Here is a 25,737-nt window from a genome sequence, read left to right on the forward strand (position 1 = left end):
CCCTAATTGCTCTAAATTTATTCTTTCGACCCTACTGTCTCGGATTCTTGTGCATTAGATTCAGAGATATTTAGCGTGTCTGCTTGTTGTACTTCTTCTTCATCCTCTAAGTCACGCATTTCAATTTCTTCTTCGTTACTAGAGAGGATCTTAACATCCATACCTAAACTTTGAAGCTCTTTGATCAGAACTTTGAATGATTCCGGAACTCCCGGTTCAGGAACGTTTTCACCTTTGACAATGGCTTCGTATGTTTTCACACGACCCACAACATCATCAGACTTAACCGTCAGAATTTCTTGCAGAGTATAAGCAGCACCATAAGCTTCAAGTGCCCATACCTCCATCTCACCGAAACGCTGTCCACCGAATTGAGCTTTACCACCCAACGGTTGCTGCGTAACAAGTGAATAAGGACCTGTTGAACGTGCGTGAAGTTTGTCATCGACCATGTGTGCAAGTTTGATCATATACATGATTCCCACTGATACACGGTTATCAAACGGTTCACCTGTTCTACCATCATAAAGAACGGTTTTCGCATCACGTGCCATACCGGCTTCTTCGATGGTTGCCCATACGTCTTCTTCACGCGCTCCATCAAATACCGGTGAAGCGACATGTACACCAAGATATCTTGCTGCCATACCTAAGTGAAGTTCAAGCACCTGTCCGATATTCATACGTGATGGTACCCCTAATGGGTTCAACATGATATCGATCGGTGTACCGTCTGGTAAGAACGGCATGTCTTCTTCAGGAAGGATCCTTGAGATAACACCTTTGTTACCGTGACGACCAGCCATTTTGTCCCCTTCAGAAATCTTACGCTTCTGAACGATGTATACACGTACAAGCTGGTTTACACCTGGTGGTAATTCATCGCCGTCTTCACGATTGAAGACTTTGACATCGAGGATGATTCCTCCCCCACCATGTGGTACACGAAGTGATGTATCCCGGACTTCACGAGCTTTCTCACCGAAGATTGCATGTAACAGGCGTTCTTCAGCAGTCAACTCCGTTACACCCTTAGGCGTTACTTTACCGACAAGTAAGTCGCCATCTTTCACTTCAGCACCGATGCGGATGATTCCACGCTCATCAAGATTGCGAAGTGCATCTTCACCAACGTTTGGAATATCACGGGTGATTTCTTCAGGTCCTAATTTCGTATCACGGGACTCAGACTCATATTCTTCAATATGAATTGAAGTATATACATCGTCTTTTACAAGACGCTCACTCATGATGATCGCATCTTCATAGTTGTAACCGTCCCAAGTCATGAATCCAACCATTACGTTACGTCCTAAGGCGAGTTCACCTTTTTCCATTGAAGGACCATCAGCAAGGATTTCTCCTTTAACTACCCGGTCACCTTCACTTACGATCGGACGCTGGTTGTAACATGTACCCTGGTTAGAACGGATGAATTTCTGCATACGATATTTATCGAGGTCACCTTTTACTTCTTGACCGTCGATTTCTTTCACACGACGTACCCAAACTTGTTTCGCTTCAACCTTTTCTACAATACCTTCATATTTACAAATCACAGCTGCACCGGAGTCTTTCGCAGATACGTGTTCCATACCCGTTCCGACAATCGGTGATTCCGGATTCATTAAAGGTACTGCTTGACGCTGCATGTTCGCTCCCATAAGAGCACGGTTAGAGTCATCGTTCTCCAAGAAAGGAATACATGCTGTCGCAGCTGATACTACTTGTTTAGGAGATACATCCATGTAGTCCAGACGTTCACGTTTGATAACCGTGTTTTCACCACGGAAGCGAGCGATGACTTCTTCATCAAGGAATGCTCCGTCATCACCAAGACGCGCGTTTGCTTGTGCCACTACATAGTTATCTTCTTCGTCTGCCGTCAAGTAATCGATACGATCGGTTACTTTCCCTGAATCAGGGTCAACACGACGATACGGCGTTTCGATAAAGCCGAATTTATTCACTTTCGCAAATGAAGAAAGTGAGTTGATCAGTCCGATGTTTGGTCCCTCAGGCGTTTCAATCGGACACATACGACCATAGTGGGAGTAATGTACGTCACGTACTTCGAATCCTGCACGTTCACGCGTTAATCCACCAGGTCCTAAAGCAGAAAGACGACGTTTGTGCGTTAATTCTGCAAGAGGATTCGTTTGATCCATAAATTGAGACAATTGAGAGCTTCCAAAGAACTCTTTAATTGATGCGATTACCGGACGGATGTTAATCAGTTGCTGAGGTGTGATCGTGTTCGTGTCCTGAATGGACATTCTTTCACGAACTACACGCTCCATACGTGATAAACCGATACGGAATTGGTTTTGAAGCAATTCACCTACAGAACGTAAACGACGGTTACCTAAATGGTCAATATCATCCGTTAGTCCTACTCCATGTAATAAGTTAAAGAAGTAAGAAATAGAAGAGATGATATCTGCAGGTGTAATGTACTTAACCTCTTCTTCAACATACGCATTGCTGATGACATTAATCTCAAATTCTCCCTCTTCGTTAGGAGAATAGATTTTGATAGATTGAAGAACGACGTCTTCTTCTAACACGCCACCAGACTGTTGGTAGTTTTTAAACCCGATGCCATTTTCTAAATAAGGAATAACCTTATCCAGAGCGCGACGATCAAGAACCGTGCCTTTCTCCGCCAGAATCTCACCCGTTTCCGGATCTGCTAGAGTTTCTGCTAGAGTTTGACCGAATAAACGGTTCTTAATGTGAAGCTTTTTGTTCATTTTGTAACGTCCAACGTTTGCTAAGTCATAACGCTTAGGATCAAAGAAACGAGAAACGAGTAAACTTTTAGCATTTTCTACTGTAGGAGGCTCTCCTGGACGCAGACGCTCGTAAATCTCGAGCAATGCCTTGTCGATACCTTCCGTGTTGTCTTTCTCGAGCGTGTTACGAATGTACTCATTATCACCGATCAAATCGATGATTTCTTGATCAGAGCCAAACCCAAGGGCACGTAAAAGAACCGTTACCGGTAGTTTGCGAGTTCGATCAATTCGCACATATACAACATCTTTCGCATCTGTTTCATACTCAAGCCAAGCTCCGCGGTTTGGTATAACGGTAGCAGTAAACCCTTTCTTTCCGTTCTTATCTACTTTTCCGCTAAAGTAAACACTAGGTGAACGTACTAGCTGAGATACGATAACGCGCTCAGCACCATTAATGACAAAAGTACCTGTGTCTGTCATTAATGGGAAGTCACCCATAAATACGTCTTGATCTTTCACTTCTCCTGTTTCCTTGTTCACAAGACGGACTTTCACTCTAAGCGGTGCAGAGTAAGTAACATCTCTTTCCTTTGATTCTTCCACCGAGTACTTTGGCTCTCCCAGACTATAGTCAATGAATTCCAAAGAGAGATTACCAGTGAAGTCCTCAATCGGAGAAATGTCACGGAACATTTCTCTTAACCCCTCATCAAGAAACCATTGATACGAGGAAGTTTGAATTTCGATTAAATTCGGTAATTCTAAAACTTCACTGATACGCGCAAAACTTCTGCGTTGGCGGTGTCGTCCATACTGAACTAGTTGACCTGTCAACTGATTCACCCCTCAAATCAAGCGTTTTGGTTGTGTCTATATGCCTTCAAGTAGGAATGCTACTCTACACAAGACAAAAAGAAAAAGGGTTTTAATGATAAAACCTCATTTTCATATGACGAACTATTATTTTATAATCTTTTCCAATTTATCCAATATGTATACATATGGACATAATACCGGAAAATAATATTTTTGCATTTTATAATGTTATCATAGCAGTAATGCTACGTCAACGGATTTCTTTTACCGATTTCAAGATGTAGTATCCCTTTTTTCTAGCGACTATTTCTACATTTGAAAACAGCTCTTCCATTTTATCTATGGCAGACGGAGCACCTTGTTTCTTCTGAATAACGACCCACAATTCACCATTCTCCTTCAGGTAGTCATAACTAGTTTCAAGTATCGAATGAACCGTTTCTTTCCCTGCTCTTATCGGCGGGTTCGTTAAAATGGCCGCAAATTCCGTTTCAACGACATTCGTATATCGGTCACTTTGATAGATGCACACGTTTTGAACTTTATTCCCTCTAGCATTTTCTTTCGCTAAAGACAACGCTCTCTCATTTACATCAATCATATGAACCATACGATCATCATTTTCTTTCGCTAAAGACAAACCGATCGGACCATACCCACAACCGACATCCAGTAACGGACCCGTTACGCCAGGTAATTCAAACGTTTCAATCAAAGCTCTAGAACCAAAGTCAACCTCCTTCTTCGAGAAAACACCTTGATCCGTTTTGAAACGGAACGCATGTCCTCTCAACTCAAAGGTGATCGTTTGGGGGTTACTCTCTACATCAGGGTTATGAGAATAATAGTGATTGGTCATTATATCATCTCCATCCATTCTTACATCACGTCTATTAACCATCATGCCCAAATGGACTGAAGATAACAGACGATAAACATCCATGTTTAAATTCTGTTAGAAGCCAGACAAGAAAAAAGCCCGCCAAATATAGCGAGCTTTTCATCTATACAATCATTACTTAACTTCTACGCCAGCTCCAACTTCTTCAAGTTTAGCTTTAAGTTCTTCAGCTTCCTCTTTAGAAATACCTTCTTTAAGAGCTTTTGGAGTGTTATCAACAACTTCTTTCGCTTCTTTAAGGCCAAGACCTGTGATTTCACGAACAACTTTGATAACTTTGATTTTTTGAGATCCAGCGCTCTCAAGGATTACGTCGAATTCAGTTTTTTCTGCAGCAGCTTCTCCGCCACCAGCAGCTACAGCTACAGGTGCAGCAGCAGTTACTCCGAATTCTTCTTCGATTGCTTTAACTAGATCATTTAATTCAAGAACTGACATTTCTTTAATCGCGTCAATGATTTGCTCTTTACTCATTTTAAATTTCCTCCTTGTAATGTGTGCTTAATTTTTATTTAAACGACTTGCTTTAACTTACGCGCCTTGCTCTTCTTTTTGATCTGCAACGGCTTTTGTTGCCAATGCAAAGTTGCGCATTGGTGCTTGAAGCACGCTGAGTAGCATAGAAAGAAGTCCTTCGCGGCTTGGAAGTTCAGCGATTGCTCTAACATCCTCAACTGAAGTGATTGTTCCTTCGATGACACCCGCTTTGATTTCAAGCGCTTCGTGTTCTTTAGCAAAGCTGTTAAGAATCTTTGCAGGTGCAACTACTTCTTCACTGCTGAACGCGATTGCGTTAGGACCAGTTAAGAATTCGTTTAACCCTTCAAGACCAGCTTCTTCTGCCGCACGACGTACCATAGTGTTTTTGTACACTTTGAAGTCGATGCCAGCTTCACGAAGTTGTTTACGAAGCTCAGTTACTTCGGAAACATCAAGACCACGGTAATCTACAACGATTGTAGATACGCTGTTTTTTAGCTTGTCAGAGATTTCTCCAACGATATGTTTCTTTTGTTCTAGAATGCTGCTCATCATTACACCTCCTGTAGATTGACTGATGAACATTTATACCGTCATCCAATAAAAAATGCCCTTATATCAAGGTAGACATAAGGGCATTGCAAACACGCTATAAGCGGTTATTTTATCGCAATTACCTCGGCAGGGCATTAAGCTCTTAACGAGCACCTACTGTCTACGGTACAAATGTATTCGTTTTTTAACAACAGAACTAATTATAATCACTAGTCCCTAGTAAGTCAATACCAAATTATGCCTTAACTGCGAAAGATGAAGGATCGACTTTAACGCCAGGTCCCATAGTGGAAGTTACAGAAACGTTTTTCATGTAAGTTCCTTTTGCAGCAGCAGGTTTAACTTTAAGCATTGTTTCATACATTGTAGCAAAGTTTTCAACAAGCTTGTCGTTGTCGAATGAAATCTTTCCAACAGGAACGTGAACGTTACCTGATTTGTCAGCACGGTATTCAACTTTACCTGCTTTGATTTCATTAACAGCTTTTGTTACGTCGAAAGTAACTGTTCCAGTTTTAGGGTTTGGCATTAATCCTTTAGGTCCTAATACACGACCAAGTTTACCAACTTCACCCATCATGTCCGGAGTTGCTACGATTACGTCGAACTCGAACCAACCTTGGTTGATTTTGTTGATAAGCTCTGCATCACCTACGAAATCAGCGCCAGCAGCTTCTGCTTCTTTTGCTTTATCGCCTTTAGCGAATACAAGAACTTTTTGAGTTTTACCAGTTCCGTGCGGAAGCACAACTGCTCCACGGATTTGCTGGTCGTTTTTACGAGTATCTACACCTAAGCGGAACGCTACTTCGATCGTCGCGTCAAACTTAGCGAAATTTGTTTTCTTAACTAGTTCGATTGCTTCTTCAACTGAGTAAGCTGTAGTACGATCTACAAGCTTTTGAGCTTCAAGAAACTTTTTACCTTTTTTTGCCATTTTATATTTCCTCCTATATGTGGTTTTAGCGGAATAACCTCCCACGAAATAAGGTTGCGAGTGAAACGTACATTTCATCATCGCAACCTCGTTCAACAGGACCTTTAACGAAGCAGGGATTAGTCTTCGATGACGATACCCATGCTGCGCGCAGTTCCTTCTACCATGCGCATAGCTGATTCAACACTAGCTGCATTTAAGTCAGGCATTTTTGTTTCAGCAATTTCACGTACTTTGTCGCGTTTAAGTGTTGCCACTTTCTTGCTGTTCGGTTCGCCTGAACCAGACTCGATACCAGCTGCTTTTTTAAGTAAAACTGCAGCGGGTGGAGTTTTTGTGATGAATGTAAATGAACGGTCTTCAAATACCGTAATTTCAACAGGAATGATTAAGCCAGCTTGATCTGCTGTACGAGCATTGAATTCCTTACAGAATCCCATGATGTTAACACCTGCTTGACCTAGTGCAGGACCAACTGGTGGAGCTGGATTAGCTTTACCGGCAGGAATCTGCAATTTAACCATTTTGATAACTTTTTTAGCCACGAGACACACCTCCTTAAGTCCGTGATGTGGTTATTGGGTTTTTCACCCTCCCACTCATGTAAAAAATGTCTTTATCAACATAAAGAACGTCTATTAGTTTCAGTATCTCTTTGTGGAGACGCACTGACTTATGAAATAGTACCATTTTTTCAGAATGATTTCAAGTTCTTTTCCATTATAATTTATCAATTTGGGAGAAATCCAGTTCTACCGGGGTATCTCTGCCAAACATATTAACATGGACTTTCACTTTTGCTTTCGCATTATCTATCTCTTCGATTGAGCCAGTGAAGTTAGCAAACGGACCTTCGTTTACTTTTACTGTTTCTCCTAATTCGAAGTCGATCTCTACCTTTTTCTCTGTCATGCCCATTTGCTTCAGAAGGTTTGTTACTTCTTCCGGCAGTAACGGAGTAGGCTTTGATCCGGATCCCGATGAACCGACAAATCCGGTAACTCCAGGTGTATTACGTACAACATACCAGGAATCATCCGTCATGACGATTTCAACAATCACGTAACCAGGGAATACTTTCTTCTTAACGACTTTCTTCTTACCGTTCTTAAAATCTGTTTCTTCTTCTTCAGGTACGATCACGCGGAAGATTTTGTCTTGCATCCCCATCGTTTCTACACGTTTCTCAAGGTTTGCTTTAACCTTATTCTCGTATCCTGAATAAGTATGAACTACATACCAATTCTTCTCCATTTAATAGGACTAAACGTCCGTCCCTCCTCGCTATTTAAGAATACTCTTTTGCCTTTTTCTCCAAATGAAAAAACCCGTAAAAAGATAACGGGCTCTAAGGTCATGTACTCTATTAACATTCATTATACCATGCTTTCACGGTATATATACAACTAATTCTATGTTTCTCTTACTTAGAACCAATGATCAATCGCATAAGTTCTGAGATGCCCAGGTCAATGACAGCAAAGAAAAGGGCAACAAATACAACTGTTGTAATAACGGTAATCGTATAGCGTGTTAACTCTTTACGTTTAGGCCAGCTGACCTTTCTCATTTCTGATGCAACATTGCGAAAGAATTTAAACATCCGTTTGTAACCTCCAACTAATATCAATACGCAAGACTTGGTGCTCCACTATTTTGTTTCTTTGTGTAGGGTGTGAGCATTACATGTATTACAGAATTTCTTTAATTCTAATCGAACTGCTTGATTACGATTACCCGGTACACTATAATTCCTGGAACCACACACCGTACAAGCAAGTATTAATTTAGTAGTCATATATTCCACCTATACTATCCATAGTAAGTCCTATCAAAAATAACACGACCACCAATTTGTGTCAATATGACTTTACATCGTTATTTCGCGAACTTCCAAGTATCGTTCAAGCTTTCTCTTCACTCGCTGCAAGGCATTGTCGATGGATTTCACATGGCGGTTCAGTTCTTCAGAAATCTCCTGATAGGATTGCCCGTCTAAATAAAGAGCTAGGACTTTCCTCTCAAGATCACTTAATAACTGAGCCATCTTGTCTTCCATATTATCGAATTCTTCACGGTTGATAATTAGCGCTTCCGGATCCATTACTTTCGCACCTGAAATAACATCTAAGAGCGTTCGGTCTGACTCATCATCATAAATGGGCTTATCCAATGAAACATAAGAATTCAACGGTATATGCTTCTGTCTCGTGGCGGTCTTAATGGCTGTAATGATTTGTCTTGTGATACAAAGTTCCGCAAACGCTTTAAAAGAAGTCAGCTTGTCCTCTTTATAATCACGGATCGCTTTGTATAATCCAATCATACCCTCTTGGACGATATCTTCCTTATCTGCCCCAATTAAAAAATACGAGCGGGCTTTCGCCCTTACAAAATTACGATATTTCCTGATTAAAAAATCTAACGCTTCGCTGTGACCCTGATGGACGGCTTCTATTATCTCTTCATCATCCATGCCTTCTAATCGATTATCAAATGCTTCTGTCCTGGTGATATTGCTCACACACATCCCCCCGCGCAAAACAATAGATAGAAATATTATACATTACAGAAAATTCAATCGTCAACCTCTCATTGTTCCCCGCGGCGCCATTTTTCGAAAATTTCAGCAATTTCATCTGATAATTGGATCTTGGAAGCGGGCCTTTTATCACTTGAATTCCGTACTTTTCTTTCGATCTTTTTTTCGATGACTTTTACTTCCGTAAGAAGCTCCCTTGCTGATTTACGGAGGGCTCCCTGACCAAAAATCGCCCATTGCTCCGTGAAATCAGAAGTCGCTACATGAATTTGAGTTTTGATATTACTTAACTCTATGGCTAATTTTTCAATGCGTTCATCCGCTGTTTCATTTTCTTTCGTGAAAATGACTTCCACCTTATAATTTCTATATTTACGGGCAATCCCCTGAACGTAATAAGCATCAAACACGACAATGACCCGGTAGCCCGTATATCCTTGATATTCTGCCATTAGTTCTACAAGGCGATCTCTTGCTGCGGCCAAATCTTTATGTTTCAACTCATTCAGCTCTGACCAGGCACCGATTATGTTATAGCCATCCACTAGGAGAATATCCATCTCTCTCTATTCTCCCAACGGGTGGCGTTTACGATAGACCTCATACATTAAAATACTAGCTGCCACCGAAGCGTTTAATGATGTTACATGACCGATCATTGGCAACTGAACAAGGAAATCACATTTATCCCTGAGTATTCGGCTCATCCCCTTACCTTCGCTTCCGATAATTAAGCCGATAGGCAGCGTACCATCCAACTGGCGGAAATCCTGCTTTCCTTTCGCATCGGTTCCTGCCACCCATACACCACGTTCTTTCAGTTCATCAACCGCTCTCGAAAGGTTGGTTACACGTGCAACCGGAATGTGCTCAATGGCGCCCGTGGATGCTTTCGCTACCGTTGACGTAAGCCCTACCGCTCTCCTCTTCGGGATGATGATTCCATGGGCACCTGCAGCATCCGCTGTTCTCATGATCGAACCCAGATTATGAGGATCCTCTAATTCATCCAGGATCAGTATGAATGGATCTTCCCCATTTTTTTCGGCTCTATGAAACAAATCATCGATTTCCGCATACTGATAAGCAGCTACAGAGGCCACGACCCCTTGATGGTTTTCCAGTACCATTTGTTCAATCTTCTTCTTAGGTACGTATTGAACCATCACATTCGATTCTTTAGCAAGTCCAACAATTTGCTGGATGGAGCCTTTCTGAGAACCTTCTGCAATCCAAATCTTATTGATATCCCTTCCTGACTTCAATGCTTCTATAACCGGATTTCTTCCTCCGATAAAATCTTTACTCATTTCTACTCCTCCTTTCCTGCCTGGGCTTGTTCAAATATCATCTTCAACAGTTCCTCTAATCGTTCTGTCCGATTAAGTAAAAACAAATATCCAATAAGCGCCTCAAAAGCAGTGCTGTGTTTATACGTTTGTACATCTGTGTTTTTTGGCGTTGTCCCGGATTTTGCATTCCGGCCACGCTTGACAATCGAAATCTCTTCTTCCGTTAAGACGTCCTGATCGAATAACGTTTTGAGAATTGCCGCTTGAGCTTTAGCAGACACATACTTCGTCGCCGCTCTGTGCAGCTGATTCGGTTTGATCTTTCCTTTTGTTAATAGGAGCTGTCTTACATGCGTTTCATATACAGCATCCCCCATATAAGCCAGCGCAAGTGCATTGATTTGTTTCGCATCGATTTGTTCATTTATCTCGTGAAGCATTAAGATCCTCTTTTCCAGCGAATGCCTTGAGGAGTATCTTCCAGGATGATATTCATCTCTTTTAACGTGTCACGAATTTCATCTGCTAATTGGAAGTTACGATCTTTACGTGCCTGAATGCGTTTTTCGATCAGTTCTTCCACTTCTTCATCCAACAGTTCTGCTTCCTGAAGGCTTAGTCCCAGGACAGAGAAGAAATCTTCGAATTGGCTCAAGAACGCATCAATGACTTCTGTAGCTGTATTCTTCTCCATCAAATAATAATTGGCTTGCCTGGATAATTCGAATAATACGGAAATTCCGTTAGCTGTGTTAAAATCATCATCCATCTCAGAGATGAACTGCACTTTCAACCCAGCGATTTTGTCCAGCCATTCCCGGTTGTTATCCGTTAAGTCTGTACTTGATTCCTTACGGTGCTCCAAGTTCTCATAAGCAGTCTTAATTCTATCTAAAGCGGACTCTGCATTTTGAAGAAGCTCTAAATTGTAGTTGATAGGGTGACGGTAATGAACAGATAGCATAAAGAAACGAAGGACTTGTGGATCCTGTTCTTTAATGATGTCATGAACCAATACAAAATTCCCAAGTGATTTAGACATTTTCTCATTATCAATATTTATATATCCATTGTGCATCCAGTACTTTGCGAATGGCTTACCTGTAAGTGCTTCTGATTGTGCGATTTCATTCTCGTGATGAGGGAAGGTTAAATCCTGGCCCCCGGCGTGAATATCGATGGTATCCCCCAAGTAGCGCTTTGCCATGGCAGAGCACTCAATATGCCAGCCGGGACGGCCTTCACCCCAAGGGCTTTCCCAAGAAATTTCCCCTTCTTTCGCTGCTTTCCATAATACGAAATCAAGAGCATCGTCTTTTTTATCCCCTACGTCTATGCGGGCACCTGCTTTAAGCTCATCGATCGGCTGATGAGAAAGCTTACCGTAGCCATCAAACTTTCTTGTACGATAATAAACGTCGCCTTGTGATTCGTAAGCAAACCCTTTTTCAACAAGAGCAGAGATAAAATCAATGATGGTATCAATATTGTCTGTTACAGTCGGATGAACATCCGCTTTCTTGCATCCAAGTGCTCCGGTATCTTCAAAGTACGCCTGGATAAAGCGCTGGGCAACCGTCGGAACATCCACTCCCAGCTCCTTTGCCGCCCGAATCAATTTATCATCCACATCTGTGAAGTTAGAGACAAATTGAACATCATACCCTCTGTATTCCAAATAGCGTCTCACCGTATCAAAGACAATGGCAGGGCGTGCATTTCCTATATGAATATAGTTATAAACCGTCGGCCCACACACATACATTTTAACTTTACCCTCTTCCAGGGGTTTGAATTCCTCTTTTTTTCTTGTCAATGTGTTATATAAACGAATCGTCAATATGATCGACTCCTTCCTTCATATTCCCTTAATAATGATTTTACCTCGTTCAATTCCATTTCCAGTTGTTTCATACGATCATTCATCGGATCCGGGAGATCACAGTGATTCAGATCCTTCTGTATCTTGATGCCATCCTGAATGACGACCTTCCCGGGAATACCGACGACGGTTGAGTTGGGAGGAACATCTTTTAGCACGACCGATCCAGCCCCTACCTTAGAATTTTCCCCAACTACAATCGATCCTAATACTTTCGCTCCCGTGGCGATAAGGGCATTATCCTGAATCGTAGGGTGCCGCTTCCCTTTTTCTTTGCCTGTTCCACCAAGGGTCACCCCTTGAAAGAGCGTAACATTATCTCCGATTTCACACGTTTCACCAATCACGACTCCCATCCCATGATCAATAAAGAATCGGCGGCCGATCTTTGCCCCCGGGTGAATCTCAACACCGGTGAAAAAGCGGCTTACCTGTGAAATAACGCGAGCGATAAAAAAGAACTTCCTTTTGAAAAAAGCATGGGCAATGCGGTGGGCCCAAATGGCATGAAGACCCGAATACGTAAGGATGACCTCGAGATAATTCCTCGCTGCCGGATCCTGATCAAACACTACTTCTATATCTTCCTTAAATGACTTAAACATTCGGATCCCCTCTCTTCGAAAAAATAAAAGCGCTGGCGGGTTGGTCAGAAAATAAAAAAACGCCCCTGTCAATAAAATGACAGAGACGCTTAGGTAGCGCGGTTCCACTCTGATTGAAAAGAAAAACAACCTTCTCCAACTCAAATCCTGTTAACGGTAGGAAACCGCCTTTACCTACTATATTTCAGTAACGGGCTCAGAGGTGCATTTCAGAATCGGAGGGGCTTAAACCACTTTCAGCCGGTGATGGTTCTCTCTATTAAGCATCCTTTTCTTACTTCTCCTCATCAACGCGATATCATTTATTGTGATACTCTTACTATATTACATAACATCCAAAATGTTAACCTAAAAGAATTTGCAGACGATGTTTAACGGTATCTTTCCCTAAAAGCTCAATCGCATTCGGCAATTCAGGACCGTGAGTCTGACCTGTTACGGCTACACGAATCGGCATAAACAGCTTTTTCCCTTTATGACCAGTCGACTTTTGCACCGCCTTGATAGACGATTTAATTTCTGCCGCTTCATAATTTTCAAGAGCTTCGATTTCATTCAAGAAGGCTTGAAGAACTTCAGGAACCTGCTCTTCTTCCAAGACCGCTTTGGCATCCTCATCATATTCAAGATCTACCTTGAAGAACATTTCAGACAGCTCTACGATTTCAGCACCGAAGCTCATTTGTTCCTGGTATAAAGAGATGACACGACTCGCCCATTCACGCTGCTCGTCTGACATATTCTCATCCAGTTTACCCGCACTGATTAAGTGGGGAAGGGATAGCTCCACAACTTGACTTAAGTCAAGATTCTTCATGTACTGATTGTTCATCCATGTAAGCTTCTGATTATCAAACAGAGCAGAAGAAGTTGATAGACGCTCAGGGTCAAAGATTTCTATAAACTCATCTTTAGAAAATAGCTCTTCTTCTCCTTTTGGAGACCAGCCTAGTAACGCAATAAAGTTGAATAAAGCTTCCGGTAAATAACCTAATGCTTCGTATTGCTCGATGAACTGAATGATACTTTCATCACGCTTACTTAGCTTTTTACGGCTTTCATTAACGATTAATGTCATATGTCCATAGACGGGGGCTTCCCATCCAAGAGCTTCAAAAACCATTAATTGTTTTGGCGTATTGGAAATATGATCTTCCCCACGTAGAACGTGTGAAATTTTCATTAGATAATCATCTACTGCAACGGCAAAGTTATACGTTGGCGTTCCGTCTTTTTTTGCAATGACAAAATCACCGATCCCGTCTGACTCGAAGGCTACATCTTCTTTCACGATATCATTGAAAGAATAGACCTTTCCTGCAGGAACACGGAAACGAATGCTCGGTTGACGGCCCTCTGCTGCTAATCGTTCTTGCTCTTCTTTCGTCAGGTTGCGACATTTCCCGGAGTAGCGGGGCATTTGACCTGATGCTGATTGCGCTTCTCGTTCAGCTTCAAGCTCTTCTTCCGTACAGTAGCACTTATACGCTTGTCCTGTTTCCAGCAGCTCGTTTAGATACTGCTCATAAATATGGTTACGCTCTGATTGGCGATAAGGGCCATAGTCACCAGGCTTATCTACGCTTTCGTCCCAATCGATTCCAAGCCATTGAAGATATTTAAGCTGACTTTCTTCTCCGCCTTCAATATTACGTTTCTTATCCGTGTCTTCAATACGGATGATGAACTTTCCACCTACACTTCGAGCGTATAGATAGTTAAATAAAGCGGTTCTTGCATTACCAATATGTAAATGACCCGTTGGACTTGGAGCATAACGGACGCGTACTTCTTTTGTCATTTGGTTTCCTCCTCTTTGTATTCCTGCATTAAAGTCTCTGACCTATTTTAACACCGTTATGAAAGGGAATAAAGCAAATTTGTCCCCTTACTTCTTTTTGATCAACACTGTTGTTTGCGCTGCGATCCCTTCGCCTCTCCCGGTAAAACCAAGCTGCTCAGAGGTGGTGGCTTTTACGTTCACTTGAGTTATATCTGCTTCTAATAACGTTGCGATGCTTTGTCTCATTGCATCAATATAAGGAGCCATCTTCGGTTTCTGCGCAATGATCGTGCAATCAATATTCCCTAATTCATACCCTTCCTCTTTCACAAGAGCCCACACATGCTCAAGAAGCTTTGCTGAATCTGCATCCTTGAACTCAGGATCTGTGTCTGGGAAATGCTTGCCGATATCCCCTGCAGCAACAGCCCCCAAACATGCATCTGCTACAGCATGTAATAATACATCTGCGTCTGAATGACCTAATAATCCCTTTTCATATGGTATCGTTATACCTCCCATAATAAGAGGTCTCTCTTCTACTAATTTATGAACATCAAAACCTTGTCCGATCCTAAACATGGTTGTCTCCTCCACTCATTTCCTCTTGCTTCTTCAAAATGGCCTCAGCGAAATATAAGTCCTCAGGTGTCGTCAGTTTAATATTGTCATAATCACTCTCAACAACAGCAACCTCAACATCCATTCGTTCCACTAGAGAAGCATCGTCTGTTCCAAGAAAACCATCTTGCTCCGCTTCCCCGTGCGCTCTTTTCAACAATGAAACACGAAAAGCTTGTGGAGTTTGAACCATCCACAAGCTTGAGCGTTCAATCGTTTCCTCGACTTCCCCATCCAGTACTTTTTTAATCGTATCTTTAACAGGAACAGCAGCAATGGCAGCTCCTGTTGATTGGGTTTTTTCTACTAATTGGTGAATCGTGGATTCTTTAATAAATGGTCTTGCTCCGTCATGCACAAGAACAATTTCATGATCAACCTCAAGCAATGCATTGTATACACTATGCTGTCTTTCTTCCCCACCATCTACAAGCTTAACGACCTTTGTAATACCAAAAAGGTCTAATAAACTCTTGAACGCATTCCGCTCAGATGGATGAATCGCTAAATAGATTCCCTGACAATGGAAGTCATGTTCAAAAACGCGCAGTGTATGAATAATGACTGGACAGCTATTCAGCTCGAGGAGCAGTTTGTTCTTGCCCGCTTTCATTCGTTTCCCTTGCCCTGCAGCCGGAATGACAACTTCATATTCCATACGATAACTCCTTTAACACTCGAGTAATACTATTTATTATACCTTACCCAAATAGAGTCAGGGCAATGATTACTTATAAAGCTTTTTCTAATTGTTTGGGCTTGGCAAAGATCATCCGGCCTGCAGAGGTTTGAAGAACAGATGTTACAAGTACATCGATGTACTTGCCGATATAATTGCGTCCTTCTTCTACAACGATCATCGTTCCATCATCGAGATAGGCGATCCCTTGGTTATGTTCTTTCCCGTCTTTGATTACCTGAACCTTCAATTCTTCTCCAGGTAATACAACAGGCTTAACGGCGTTAGCTAAATCATTGATATTCAATACTTGTACACCTTGAAGATCGCATACTTTGTTCAAGTTGAAATCATTCGTGACAACGATCCCATTCGTAAGCTTCGCTAATTTCACCAGCTTCGAATCAACTTCCTGAATTTCATCAAAGTCACCTTCATAAATCTGAACCTCTACAGGTAGCTCCTTTTGAATTCGATTCAGGATATCAAGCCCGCGTCGTCCTCGGTTTCGTTTTAACACGTCTGAAGAATCCGCAATATGCTGAAGCTCTTCCAGCACGAACTGTGGAATCACAACAATTCCTTCTAAGAATCCAGTTTGGCAGATATCTGCGATACGTCCATCGATAATCACACTCGTATCCAGTATCTTCAGGGTTTTCACACCAACCTCATCAGAATCTTCGTCAGTCCCTTTTTTCTTACCCCTATTTGAGGTACCAAACAAACCGACCAGCTCATCCCTTTTCTTAAAGCCAACTTGAAATCCTAAATATCCAAGAAGCAACGTTAATAGAATCGGAACCACTGTGTTGACAATCGGAATCTCCATTTGATTGAAAGGGATCCCAAACAGATACGCAACAAAAAGACCGATAATAAGTCCTAAACTGCCAAATAACAGATCCGTTACTGGAGCTTTTACTAAACTATCTTCAAACCACTTGACGAAATTGACGACATACTCGACTGCCCAAAACGTAAGAATATAAAAGATTATGGCACCAAATATAGCAGTCATATAAGGGTTATTTATTAAAGGAATGTCTGATAAATTTATGACGGTAAATAATTCGGGAAGAAGAAAAATCCCTAGTGTTCCCCCGACGATAAGGAAGCACGCTTGAACGATTCTTTTTAACATTCCCTCACCTCCTCCTATTCATTATAAACAATTTACTATTTTTGAAACGTCTTAGCCCTTGAAAATTTCAAATTTAATAAAATGGAAACCATTTTGATATACTTATCCCATCTTAACTAGCTTCCTTAAGTGAAGGCTAACATGTCTTATAGAGACTGTCAATTTTTTGAAAATGCTTCAATTATACCATATATGGCACATACAGGACCACATACCTATAACTGTCGATCAGCAAACGTTTGTTCTTTGATCAGTTTTAATCCCTCTTTGATTTTCCGTGCCCTGACCTCTCCGATTCCTTCCACGTCATCCAAATCATCCACTGAAGCACTCACTACATGAGGGAGGGTTTCGAACCTTGTTATTAGATTTTCTATGATCACAATCGGTAACCGGGGAATTTTATTCAACACGCGATATCCTCTTGGGTAGATGGCATCATCGTGATGAACATACCCATGATAGCCTAATAGTTTTAATAGGACGTTATCCTCTAATACCTCTGAATGAACAAGCTCCTGAAATTTATAGAGGAGTTCGAACGGCTTTATATTTCTTTCCTGGGAATAATCCCTTATAATGAGCATCGCCTCATCTTCAATATCCGCCAATAGCTCATTCATCTGAAGGCGGATCAACCTGCCTTCAACACCCAACTCGCTTAAATAGGTCAATAACTCGTTTTTTATCCTTAAAACCATCTCGAATCGATGAAGTACTTGCAGCAAGTCGCTTTGTGTCACAAGCTCCTCAAACTCCAGCACTGATAAATTAGAAATGCTCTGATCCAAAACCACCTTATACTTCTCCAATGTTTGAATCGCCTGGTTGGCCTTCGTCAAGATGACAGAGATGTCCTTTAATGCATATCGAAAGTTACCTTGATACAGGGTGATGACGTTCCTCCGTTGAGAGATGGCGATAACAAGGGCATTGGTCTGTCTTGCAACCCGCTCAGCCGTACGGTGTCTCATTCCAGTTTCAGTGGAAGGAACGTACACATCGGGAGCCAGCTGTGCATTGGCCAAAATAATCTTCGTACCCGCTTCATTCAGGATGATGGCCCCATCCATCTTGGCCAGCTCATATAGATAGCTAGGAGAAAAAGCGCAATTGATATGAAATCCGCCGTCCAGTACAGACTTCACCTTATCATTGTAGCCAACAACAATGAGTCCCCCTGTATTGGCTCTCAGCACATTATCAATGCCATCCCTGATCGGGGCACCAGGAGCAACGAATTGTAAAATATCCGACATGGACTTCTCTCTTGCCTTCTTATCTTCCATTTCCTATCCTCCTAAAATAATAGCCAGCGCTTCGTTTATATTTGATACTCCTGTGACCTCTATATCAGAAGGCGGCTGCCACCCACTTATGTTATTTTGGGGAATAATCACACGTTTAAAGCCTAGTTTAGCTGCTTCCTGAACACGTTGCTCAATCCTCGAAACCCTTCTTATTTCACCTGTCAAACCGACTTCTCCAATGATACAATCGTGGGCACTTGACGCTTTATCACGAAAACTCGACGCAATACTCGCTGCTACGGCCAAATCAATCGCCGGTTCATCCAGTTTAACTCCACCTGCCACTTTCAGATAGGCATCCTGCTGCTGCAATAGCATTCCTGCCCGTTTCTCCAATACGGCCATAATGAGTGAAACACGACTATGATCAATCCCTGTTGCCATCCGTCGCGGGTTATTGAAGCTGGTCGGAGTGACAAGGGCTTGTATCTCCACTAGAACAGGTCTTGTACCTTCCATGGAAGCAACGACCGTTGAGCCTGCCGCGCCTTGGGAGCGCTCCTCCAGGAATATCTCAGAAGGATTTGCGACTTCCTCCAAGCCAAGCTCCTTCATTTCAAAAATCCCCATCTCGTTCGTCGACCCAAAGCGATTCTTTACGGCCCTTAAAATACGATACGAATGATGACGCTCCCCTTCAAAATAAAGCACGGTATCAACCATATGCTCCAATAAACGAGGCCCTGCAATTGATCCTTCTTTTGTAACATGCCCTACAATAAAGATGGCGATGCCTTTTGTTTTCCCTATTCTCATTAATTCCGCTGTACATTCCCTTACCTGAGAAACACTGCCTGGAGCAGACGTCACTTCAGGGTGAAAAATCGTTTGAATCGAGTCGATGATGACAAAATCAGGTGAAATCTGTTCAATCGTCTGATGAATCAACTCAAGATTTGTTTCTGCATATATATATAGATCATCGGATTTCACATGTAATCGATCTGCCCGAAGTTTTGTTTGCTTGATGGATTCTTCTCCGGATATATATAAAACCTTCTGCTTTTGATCAGCCAGCTGGGCAGAAACCTGGAGCAATAAAGTAGATTTACCGATTCCCGGATCTCCACCGATCAACACAAGTGATCCCGGAACGACTCCTCCACCCAACACCCGATTCAGCTCTTTTGACTCGGTCAATACTCTTGGTTCTTGCTTTGTTTCGATTGAGATAAGCTTCTCTGCTTTAGTTGGCCCGCTATTTTCAGAATGCATAAACGACCCACGAGGCTTCTTTCCAGTCATCTCAACCTCTTCCACCATCGTGTTCCACTCGTTACATCCTGGACATTTCCCCATCCATTTAGCAGACTCATATCCACATGATGAACATACAAACTTTGTCTTTTTCTTTGCCAATCTATTCTTCTCCTCTTTTACTCTATTTGTACTCTAACCATTCCATATAAATACCCTTTTGGAATGATTGTAACGGTTTTATGTAATGGTTACAAGAAAAGCGCAGGTGGCTTGATCAGGCCAGACAAGCATAAGGCAGCTCGCTGAAAAGGCGGTCTTTGCCTTTTTGGCGAGCTTGACTTATGACCTCGAGGGACTAGCCACCGGAGCTAGACAATCAGAAAATCGCAGGTGGCTTGTTCAGAGGCGACAAGCATAAGACGAGTAAACCGGAAAGGCGCTTTTTGCCTTTTTGGTTAACTTGGCTTATGACCTCGAGCCTCTAGCCAGCGGAGCTAGACAATCAGAAAAGCGCAGCCGGCTTGCTCAGGCCCGACAAGTTGCCCAGGAAAAGCTCTATTATTATAAAAGAGGTACACGAAAAAAAAATACGTGTACCTCTTTTATACCTCTTGTATTAAGTAGTAGTATTAGCTGCTTCTGCTTCTGCTTCTGCTTCTGCTTCTTTTACCTTCACAACAAACTCACTATCTTCTACATCGATTAATATATTCTGTCCTGTCAGTACCTTGCCTCTTAATAGCTCTTCAGACAGTCTATCCTCTACATGTTTTTGAATGGCACGACGCAGTGGACGCGCACCGTATTCAGGATCGAATCCTTCATCTGCAATTTTTTCTTTAGCAGCAACTGAAAGCTCTAAATGAATATCCTGCTCTTTCAAGCGGTTTGTCAATTGGTTGGACATCAAGGTCACAATCTCTTTTAAGTGGTCTTTTTCAAGGGAATGGAACACAATGATTTCATCGATACGGTTAAGGAACTCTGGTCGGAACGCTCGTTTCAGCTCCTCCATTACCTTGCCTTTCATATCCTTATAATCCTGTTTTCCATCTTGAATATTGAACCCAACATATTTATTGCTCTTAAGGGACTGGGCACCAACGTTAGATGTCATAATTAACACCGTGTTTCTAAAGTCTACCGTTCTTCCTTTAGAATCCGTCAATCGACCATCTTCCAAGACTTGCAGAAGAATGTTAAATACATCTGGGTGTGCTTTTTCAATTTCATCCAATAGAACGACGGAATACGGTTTACGGCGAACTTTCTCCGTTAACTGGCCGCCTTCTTCATACCCTACATACCCTGGAGGAGACCCTACTAAACGGGAAGTCGAATGTTTCTCCATGTACTCGGACATATCAATACGAATCATGGCATCCTCGTCACCGAACATAGATTCCGCCAATGCACGGGCAAGCTCTGTTTTCCCCACTCCTGTCGGTCCTAAGAAGATAAAGGAACCAATCGGACGCTTCGGATCTTTCAGCCCCGCTCTTGCACGACGAACTGCTTTCGACACCGCTACGACTGCTTCAGATTGACCGATGACTCTGGAATGGAGGATTTCCTCTAATTTAAGTAAGCGATCCGTTTCCGTTTGAGCAAGCTTAGATACCGGTACTCCTGTCCAGTTCGATACAACTTTCGCAATATCTTCAACGGTCACTTCTGTATTTTCCTGTCCTTGTTTTTCTTTCCATGTGTTCTTCGTTTCATCCAGCTCTTCACGAAGCTTTTGTTCTGAATCTCTTAGAGAAGCTGCTTTTTCAAACTCCTGGCTTTGAACCGCTGCATCCTTCTCTTTGCGGATTTCTTCCAGCTTGGCTTCAAGTTCTTTCAAGTTTGGCGGCGTTGTATAAGAACGTAAACGCACCTTAGAACCAGCTTCATCAATTAAATCAATCGCCTTATCCGGTAAGAAGCGGTCTGAAATGTAACGATCAGAAAGTTTCACTGCCGCATCAATCGCTTCATCTGTAATCGACACGCGGTGATGAGCTTCATAACGATCGCGTAATCCTTTAAGAATCTGAACGGACTCTTCTGCCGTTGGCTCATTGACTTGGATTGGTTGGAACCGGCGCTCTAACGCAGCATCCTTTTCAATATATTTACGGTATTCATCTAATGTCGTTGCACCGATACACTGTAATTCACCCCGAGCAAGAGATGGTTTTAAGATGTTTGACGCATCAATCGCACCTTCAGCCCCACCTGCTCCGATTAATGTGTGAAGCTCATCGATAAACAGGATGATGTTTCCTGCTTGACGGATTTCATCCATTACTTTCTTTAATCGATCCTCGAATTCCCCACGATATTTCGTACCGGCTACCACTGTACCCATATCCAGGGTCATGACGCGTTTGTCCCGAAGAATCTCAGGAACCTCATTGGCAATGATCTGCTGTGCAAGACCCTCTGCAATTGCGGTCTTACCTACACCAGGCTCACCGATCAGCACCGGGTTATTCTTCGTACGTCGACTTAGCACTTCAATGACACGCTGAATTTCTTTGCTTCGTCCTATTACCGGATCTAAACTGCCTTCACGGGCAATCGACGTCAAGTCACGGGCTAAGCTATCAAGGGTAGGCGTATTGGCATTTGCATTTCCTCCACCCTGGTGGTTACTTGAATCATTGCTGCCAAGTAACTGCAATACCTGCTGTCTTGCTTTATTTAAGCTGACTCCAAGATTACCAAGTACACGAGCGGCTACTCCTTCACCTTCACGAATCAACCCTAATAAAATATGTTCCGTTCCTACATATGAGTGACCCAGTTTACGAGCCTCATCCATAGAAAGCTCAATCACTTTCTTCGCTCGGGGTGTATAATGGATCGTTTGAGATTTCTCGGTACCTTTTCCGATCAATCCTTCCACTTCTTTCTGAATCTTTTCAGGGCTCAGTCCCAACGCCGTAAGTGCTTTAGCGGCAATCCCTTCACCTTCGCGGACAAGTCCCAATAAAATATGTTCAGTACCAATATTACTGTGCGACAGACGAATAGCTTCTTCTTGAGCTAATGCTAATACCTTTTGTGCTCTTTCTGTAAATCGACCAAACATCATATTATTTTTCCTCCTCACATGTATCCTTATCTAACTTAATTCGCTCCCGAATCAAAGAAGACCTTCTTATATCTCTTTCATTTGGTCTCAATGGACCTCCAGAATATTGTTGTAAAAATCCAGGTTGGGTTAAAATCATTAGTTCATTCAATATATTCTTAGATATGACTTTGATGTATCCTAAATCTATACCAAGTCTGACATCCGATAAACACTTCGCTGCTTCCTTGGACTCGATAATTCTACTGTACTCCAGCACGCCAAGTGAACGAAAGATCCTATCTTCTAATTGTATGTTAGACGTTTTAACTAATGCGTCCCGTGCCGAGTGTTCTTTGTCAATGATCTGCTTCACAACACTCAATAAATCTTCCACAATATCTTCCTCTGATTTACCAAGTGTCGTTTGATTCGAAATCTGAAAGATATTCCCTAACGCCTCGCTGCCTTCTCCATATATCCCTCTTACCACCAGACCTAATTGGTTAATGGCAGGAATGATACGATTTAATTGCTGAGTCAGAACCAGACCAGGCAAGTGCATCATTACGGAAGCTCTAAGTCCTGTCCCCACATTAGTGGGACAGGTCGTTAAATACCCATGTTTCTCATCAAAAGCAAAATCAAATTCACTTTCAAACCAATCATCAATCTGATTCGCTCTCTGTAAAGCTTCCTTCAATTGCAACCCTGGATATAAACACTGTATTCGAATATGGTCCTCTTCGTTTACCATTATGCTAATATCTTCTTCACTGGATAGAAGGACGGCCCCATAATTCGTGTCTTCAGCTAAGTTAGGACTAATAAGGTGTTTCTCCATCAATACCCTCTTTTGGAGAGGCTGAATCTCACTTGTAGCTAAAAATTCTAATTCTCCTAAATTCTCTGGGTATAAAGAGAGCTTATCCTTCACGCGATCCACGATCTCTTCAGCTTCTTCAGAAGAATATAAAGTGGAAAAACGAAAGTCCGTCATGTTTCTTGCGAGCCGGACCCGTGAACTAAGGACAATATCTGAATTCGGTCCTTCTTCATTCATCCAGGAGCTAACAGCATTTTGTAAAAATTTCTCCAGACTCATCCTTTATCTCCCCCCTCTTTATGGACATCTTTCTCCAGGGAGCGAATTTCGTCTCGTATCTCTGCTGCTTTTTCAAACTCTTCATCCGCAATCATCGTTTGCAGATCCGATTTCAACTGCTGAATCTTTTTCTTGATGTGAATGGCTCCACCCATGCGTTCCGGAACCTTTCCGTGGTGCTCTACATTGCCACTATGAACACGCTTTAAAAGAGGAGTTAGTTCATCTTTAAACGTTTCATAGCAATGAGCACAGCCGAAGCGTCCTACATTAATGAATTGCTGAAAAGTCATTTTACACTTTTCACACTGTAATACCTCTGTCTTTGGAATTTCTGTTTCTTTTGCCTGCTTAAATGCAGGGGCTATATTAAGAAGACCTGCCAATAGGTTGTTCACAGAGAACCCGGAAGAAGAATCAAACATAAACATTTCACCCTTATCCTGAGCGCATTGTTCACACAAATGAACCTCTGTCTTTTCCCCATTTATCACCTTGGTAAAATGAAGGGTTGCAGGTCTTTCATTACACTCTTGACAAACCATCCTACTCACCTCTCAAAACTTACTCATACTTCAATGTATCCAGCATGGCTCTGAGCATTCTTCCCCTCAATACATCCCGTTCAGGTAAATCCACCATGATCACCGAACGGTCCATTACGCTCAGCATAATCTTCGCTTCCCGCTCAGAAATAATATCCTCTTCCACCAATCGAAACACAATATCTGCCGCCGTATTCTGACTGATGGTCTGTGTTATTAAGGCTACTAGCTGGTCAATAAGATGAACTTGATCGTGTGCCTTCACCTTCATGATTCGGATGTAGCCCCCGCCACCTCGTTTACTTTCTACTACATACCCTCGTTCTATCGTAAACCGGGTATTGATCACATAATTAATTTGAGAAGGAACACATTGAAACTTATCAGCGATCTCACTTCTTTTAATCTCGACTATCTCACTTTCATTCAGTTCTAAAACATTCTTCAAATAACGTTCAATGATGTCGGATATGTTCCTCATCAAACCTCCTCCTCATTTTGACTTTGACTATATTTGACTATAATTATACAACCGTGTTTTAAACTTTGCAATTATGAAGTATAACCTTAGAAGTTTTCCTGTTTTAGGAAGGTTTTAAACGTGGAAATGTGAGATTGTTGGATAGAAATAAGAAAATGGGGCATTGAGATTTTATTGGGAAGTGTGGTGGTAAGGGCTGGGAGTTGTTTTTAGGGATGGGATGTTTGGAGGGAGAGCCGATTTGTAATGTGATGGATGAGTGTAGAGGATATTGTGGTGGTGTTGTGATGGATGAAGAGTAAAAATATATTAATTTGGATGGATCGTTTCCTAAAAGTTGTGGCTAGTCGTCGGTGGGGAATATAGAAAATGCTTTTTTTGTATCAAAGCTGGGTTTTTTCAGAGGTGAACTGAGTGTTTATAGTCGTGGATTCGTGGTAATTGCGTCGTTTTCGGATATTATTGCGTCATTTTTTCGTGTTATGCGTCTTTTACCAATCATCACCTAACCTCTCGTATGATTATCAACTAATTAAATTATTTTTTCCAAAGCTTAGCTGTATAGGGGATTGATGGATTGATGTTCAATCTACAATCTTATAAATTCAAACCACAAAAAAGAGTAACTCAATGAGCTACTCTTTTCACATTTGCCTGGCGACGTCCTACTCTCACAGGGGGAGATCCCCCAACTACCATCGGCGCTGAAGAGCTTAACTTCCGTGTTCGGCATGGGAACGGGTGTGACCTCTTCGCCATTATCACCAGACGAATATTCAATTGAAGGGTTGTTCCTTCAAAACTAGATAAAGAATTGATATCAAGAAAGCCGAATACCGACCAATTGTTGTTCATTTAAAAAATGACTCTTTGTGGTTAAGTCCTCGATCGATTAGTATCAGTCAACTCCACATGTCGCCATGCTTCCATCTCTGACCTATCTACCTAGTCATCTTCTAGGGATCTTACTCACATACGTGATGGGAAATCTCATCTCGAGGGGGGCTTCATGCTTAGATGCTTTCAGCACTTATCCCTTCCGCACATAGCTACCCAG

General features: G+C 42.1%; 25 protein-coding genes, 2 rRNA genes and 2 other annotated features. All 27 genes read right to left on the reverse strand.

Annotated elements, in window-relative coordinates; translation table 11 throughout:
- Positions 1-17 precede the first annotated feature (17 nt).
- On the reverse strand, positions 18-3,575 hold the full coding sequence (gene rpoB / locus F0342_RS23350; RefSeq protein WP_148971235.1) for a DNA-directed RNA polymerase subunit beta: 3,558 nt from the start codon (positions 3,573-3,575) through the stop codon (positions 18-20).
- A gap of 232 nt (positions 3,576-3,807) precedes the next feature.
- Positions 3,808-4,416: a class I SAM-dependent methyltransferase gene (locus F0342_RS23355; protein ID WP_149158164.1), complete on the reverse strand. Its 609-nt coding sequence runs from the start codon at positions 4,414-4,416 to the stop codon at positions 3,808-3,810.
- Positions 4,417-4,572: 156 nt separating this feature from the next.
- Positions 4,573-4,932, reverse strand: coding sequence for a 50S ribosomal protein L7/L12 (rplL, locus tag F0342_RS23360; RefSeq protein WP_148971233.1), 360 nt, complete (start codon positions 4,930-4,932; stop codon positions 4,573-4,575).
- A 57-nt stretch (positions 4,933-4,989) separates the two neighbouring features.
- The gene (gene rplJ, locus F0342_RS23365; RefSeq protein WP_149158149.1) at positions 4,990-5,490 is read right to left on the reverse strand and encodes a 50S ribosomal protein L10; all 501 of its coding nucleotides are present in this window, start codon (positions 5,488-5,490) and stop codon (positions 4,990-4,992) included.
- A 42-nt stretch (positions 5,491-5,532) separates the two neighbouring features.
- Positions 5,533-5,677: a sequence feature (ribosomal protein L10 leader region), on the reverse strand.
- A gap of 51 nt (positions 5,678-5,728) precedes the next feature.
- Entirely contained in the window at positions 5,729-6,430 is a 702-nt protein-coding gene (gene rplA, locus F0342_RS23370) for a 50S ribosomal protein L1 (RefSeq protein WP_148971231.1), read from the reverse strand.
- 119 nt (positions 6,431-6,549) lie between these two features.
- Positions 6,550-6,975, reverse strand: coding sequence for a 50S ribosomal protein L11 (rplK, locus tag F0342_RS23375; protein WP_032085258.1), 426 nt, complete (start codon positions 6,973-6,975; stop codon positions 6,550-6,552).
- Between the two features lie 175 nt (positions 6,976-7,150).
- The gene (nusG, locus tag F0342_RS23380) at positions 7,151-7,684 is read right to left on the reverse strand and encodes a transcription termination/antitermination protein NusG (RefSeq protein WP_098353402.1); all 534 of its coding nucleotides are present in this window, start codon (positions 7,682-7,684) and stop codon (positions 7,151-7,153) included.
- Between the two features lie 169 nt (positions 7,685-7,853).
- Positions 7,854-8,033, reverse strand: coding sequence for a preprotein translocase subunit SecE (gene secE, locus F0342_RS23385; RefSeq protein ID WP_044340513.1), 180 nt, complete (start codon positions 8,031-8,033; stop codon positions 7,854-7,856).
- Between the two features lie 48 nt (positions 8,034-8,081).
- Entirely contained in the window at positions 8,082-8,228 is a 147-nt protein-coding gene (gene rpmG, locus F0342_RS23390) for a 50S ribosomal protein L33 (RefSeq protein ID WP_079534455.1), read from the reverse strand.
- A gap of 72 nt (positions 8,229-8,300) precedes the next feature.
- On the reverse strand, positions 8,301-8,954 hold the full coding sequence (sigH, locus tag F0342_RS23395) for an RNA polymerase sporulation sigma factor SigH (protein ID WP_395940720.1): 654 nt from the start codon (positions 8,952-8,954) through the stop codon (positions 8,301-8,303).
- A gap of 68 nt (positions 8,955-9,022) precedes the next feature.
- Positions 9,023-9,532 carry an NYN domain-containing protein gene (locus F0342_RS23400; RefSeq protein WP_149158150.1) on the reverse strand — a complete coding sequence of 170 codons (510 nt, stop codon included), beginning with the start codon at positions 9,530-9,532 and terminating at the stop codon, positions 9,023-9,025.
- 6 nt (positions 9,533-9,538) lie between these two features.
- A complete protein-coding gene (gene rlmB / locus F0342_RS23405) occupies positions 9,539-10,282 on the reverse strand; it encodes a 23S rRNA (guanosine(2251)-2'-O)-methyltransferase RlmB (protein WP_149158151.1) in 744 nt (247 codons plus the stop codon).
- Positions 10,283-10,284: 2 nt separating this feature from the next.
- Complete coding sequence (locus F0342_RS23410; RefSeq protein ID WP_149158152.1) at positions 10,285-10,704, reverse strand: Mini-ribonuclease 3; 420 nt, start codon at positions 10,702-10,704, stop codon at positions 10,285-10,287.
- Entirely contained in the window at positions 10,704-12,104 is a 1,401-nt protein-coding gene (gene cysS / locus F0342_RS23415) for a cysteine--tRNA ligase (RefSeq protein WP_149158153.1), read from the reverse strand. The genes F0342_RS23410 and cysS overlap by 1 nt, the downstream gene beginning before the upstream one ends.
- Positions 12,101-12,751 carry a serine O-acetyltransferase gene (gene cysE, locus F0342_RS23420; RefSeq protein WP_149158154.1) on the reverse strand — a complete coding sequence of 217 codons (651 nt, stop codon included), beginning with the start codon at positions 12,749-12,751 and terminating at the stop codon, positions 12,101-12,103. Before cysE ends, cysS begins: the two co-directional genes overlap by 4 nt.
- A gap of 78 nt (positions 12,752-12,829) precedes the next feature.
- Positions 12,830-13,051, reverse strand: a binding site (T-box leader).
- A gap of 43 nt (positions 13,052-13,094) precedes the next feature.
- Complete coding sequence (gltX, locus tag F0342_RS23425) at positions 13,095-14,552, reverse strand: glutamate--tRNA ligase (RefSeq protein WP_149158155.1); 1,458 nt, start codon at positions 14,550-14,552, stop codon at positions 13,095-13,097.
- Between the two features lie 87 nt (positions 14,553-14,639).
- A complete protein-coding gene (ispF, locus tag F0342_RS23430) occupies positions 14,640-15,116 on the reverse strand; it encodes a 2-C-methyl-D-erythritol 2,4-cyclodiphosphate synthase (RefSeq protein WP_149158156.1) in 477 nt (158 codons plus the stop codon).
- Entirely contained in the window at positions 15,109-15,813 is a 705-nt protein-coding gene (ispD, locus tag F0342_RS23435; RefSeq protein ID WP_149158157.1) for a 2-C-methyl-D-erythritol 4-phosphate cytidylyltransferase, read from the reverse strand. Before ispD ends, ispF begins: the two co-directional genes overlap by 8 nt.
- A gap of 73 nt (positions 15,814-15,886) precedes the next feature.
- Positions 15,887-16,978 carry a PIN/TRAM domain-containing protein gene (locus F0342_RS23440; RefSeq protein WP_149158158.1) on the reverse strand — a complete coding sequence of 364 codons (1,092 nt, stop codon included), beginning with the start codon at positions 16,976-16,978 and terminating at the stop codon, positions 15,887-15,889.
- Positions 16,979-17,193: 215 nt separating this feature from the next.
- Positions 17,194-18,267, reverse strand: coding sequence for a DNA integrity scanning diadenylate cyclase DisA (disA, locus tag F0342_RS23445; RefSeq protein ID WP_149158159.1), 1,074 nt, complete (start codon positions 18,265-18,267; stop codon positions 17,194-17,196).
- Positions 18,268-18,270: 3 nt separating this feature from the next.
- On the reverse strand, positions 18,271-19,647 hold the full coding sequence (radA, locus tag F0342_RS23450; RefSeq protein WP_149158160.1) for a DNA repair protein RadA: 1,377 nt from the start codon (positions 19,645-19,647) through the stop codon (positions 18,271-18,273).
- Positions 19,648-20,104: 457 nt separating this feature from the next.
- A complete protein-coding gene (gene clpC / locus F0342_RS23455) occupies positions 20,105-22,570 on the reverse strand; it encodes an ATP-dependent protease ATP-binding subunit ClpC (RefSeq protein ID WP_149158161.1) in 2,466 nt (821 codons plus the stop codon).
- A gap of 1 nt (position 22,571) precedes the next feature.
- Positions 22,572-23,654 (reverse strand): protein-arginine kinase McsB, encoded by a 1,083-nt coding sequence (gene mcsB / locus F0342_RS23460; protein WP_149158162.1) that lies wholly within the window; start codon positions 23,652-23,654, stop codon positions 22,572-22,574.
- A complete protein-coding gene (mcsA, locus tag F0342_RS23465; RefSeq protein WP_148996548.1) occupies positions 23,651-24,199 on the reverse strand; it encodes a protein-arginine kinase activator protein McsA in 549 nt (182 codons plus the stop codon). The genes mcsB and mcsA overlap by 4 nt, the downstream gene beginning before the upstream one ends.
- Positions 24,200-24,218: 19 nt before the next feature.
- Positions 24,219-24,683 (reverse strand): CtsR family transcriptional regulator, encoded by a 465-nt coding sequence (locus tag F0342_RS23470; protein ID WP_395940721.1) that lies wholly within the window; start codon positions 24,681-24,683, stop codon positions 24,219-24,221.
- Positions 24,684-25,332: 649 nt separating this feature from the next.
- A 5S ribosomal RNA gene (gene rrf, locus F0342_RS23475) occupies positions 25,333-25,449 on the reverse strand.
- 103 nt (positions 25,450-25,552) lie between these two features.
- Positions 25,553-25,737: ribosomal RNA gene (locus F0342_RS23480) — 23S ribosomal RNA — on the reverse strand; the annotation flags it as partial.

This window comes from Bacillus sp. CH30_1T, from assembly GCF_008364765.1.
Lineage (GTDB): Bacteria > Bacillota > Bacilli > Bacillales > Bacillaceae_B > Rossellomorea.

What these genes read in the sequence shown, in the direction of transcription:
- rplJ (WP_149158149.1), bottom strand. Translation starts at nt 5,490, where the DNA reads ATGAGCAGCATTCTAGAACAAAAGAAACATATCGTTGGAGAAATCTCT.
- mcsA (WP_148996548.1), bottom strand. Translation starts at nt 24,199, where the DNA reads ATGGTTTGTCAAGAGTGTAATGAAAGACCTGCAACCCTTCATTTTACC.
- ispD (WP_149158157.1), bottom strand. Translation starts at nt 15,813, where the DNA reads ATGGAATATGAAGTTGTCATTCCGGCTGCAGGGCAAGGGAAACGAATG.
- rplA (WP_148971231.1), bottom strand. Translation starts at nt 6,430, where the DNA reads ATGGCAAAAAAAGGTAAAAAGTTTCTTGAAGCTCAAAAGCTTGTAGAT.
- nusG (WP_098353402.1), bottom strand. Translation starts at nt 7,684, where the DNA reads ATGGAGAAGAATTGGTATGTAGTTCATACTTATTCAGGATACGAGAAT.
- rlmB (WP_149158151.1), bottom strand. Translation starts at nt 10,282, where the DNA reads ATGAGTAAAGATTTTATCGGAGGAAGAAATCCGGTTATAGAAGCATTG.
- F0342_RS23400 (WP_149158150.1), bottom strand. Translation starts at nt 9,532, where the DNA reads ATGGATATTCTCCTAGTGGATGGCTATAACATAATCGGTGCCTGGTCA.
- rplL (WP_148971233.1), bottom strand. Translation starts at nt 4,932, where the DNA reads ATGAGTAAAGAGCAAATCATTGACGCGATTAAAGAAATGTCAGTTCTT.
- mcsB (WP_149158162.1), bottom strand. Translation starts at nt 23,654, where the DNA reads ATGAGTCTGGAGAAATTTTTACAAAATGCTGTTAGCTCCTGGATGAAT.
- gltX (WP_149158155.1), bottom strand. Translation starts at nt 14,552, where the DNA reads ATGACAAAAGAAGTACGCGTCCGTTATGCTCCAAGTCCAACGGGTCAT.
- rpmG (WP_079534455.1), bottom strand. Translation starts at nt 8,228, where the DNA reads ATGACTACTAAATTAATACTTGCTTGTACGGTGTGTGGTTCCAGGAAT.
- clpC (WP_149158161.1), bottom strand. Translation starts at nt 22,570, where the DNA reads ATGATGTTTGGTCGATTTACAGAAAGAGCACAAAAGGTATTAGCATTA.
- secE (WP_044340513.1), bottom strand. Translation starts at nt 8,033, where the DNA reads ATGTTTAAATTCTTTCGCAATGTTGCATCAGAAATGAGAAAGGTCAGC.
- ispF (WP_149158156.1), bottom strand. Translation starts at nt 15,116, where the DNA reads ATGTTTAGGATCGGACAAGGTTTTGATGTTCATAAATTAGTAGAAGAG.
- F0342_RS23440 (WP_149158158.1), bottom strand. Translation starts at nt 16,978, where the DNA reads ATGTTAAAAAGAATCGTTCAAGCGTGCTTCCTTATCGTCGGGGGAACA.
- cysE (WP_149158154.1), bottom strand. Translation starts at nt 12,751, where the DNA reads ATGTTTAAGTCATTTAAGGAAGATATAGAAGTAGTGTTTGATCAGGAT.
- F0342_RS23410 (WP_149158152.1), bottom strand. Translation starts at nt 10,704, where the DNA reads ATGCTTCACGAGATAAATGAACAAATCGATGCGAAACAAATCAATGCA.
- disA (WP_149158159.1), bottom strand. Translation starts at nt 18,267, where the DNA reads ATGGAAGATAAGAAGGCAAGAGAGAAGTCCATGTCGGATATTTTACAA.
- F0342_RS23355 (WP_149158164.1), bottom strand. Translation starts at nt 4,416, where the DNA reads ATGACCAATCACTATTATTCTCATAACCCTGATGTAGAGAGTAACCCC.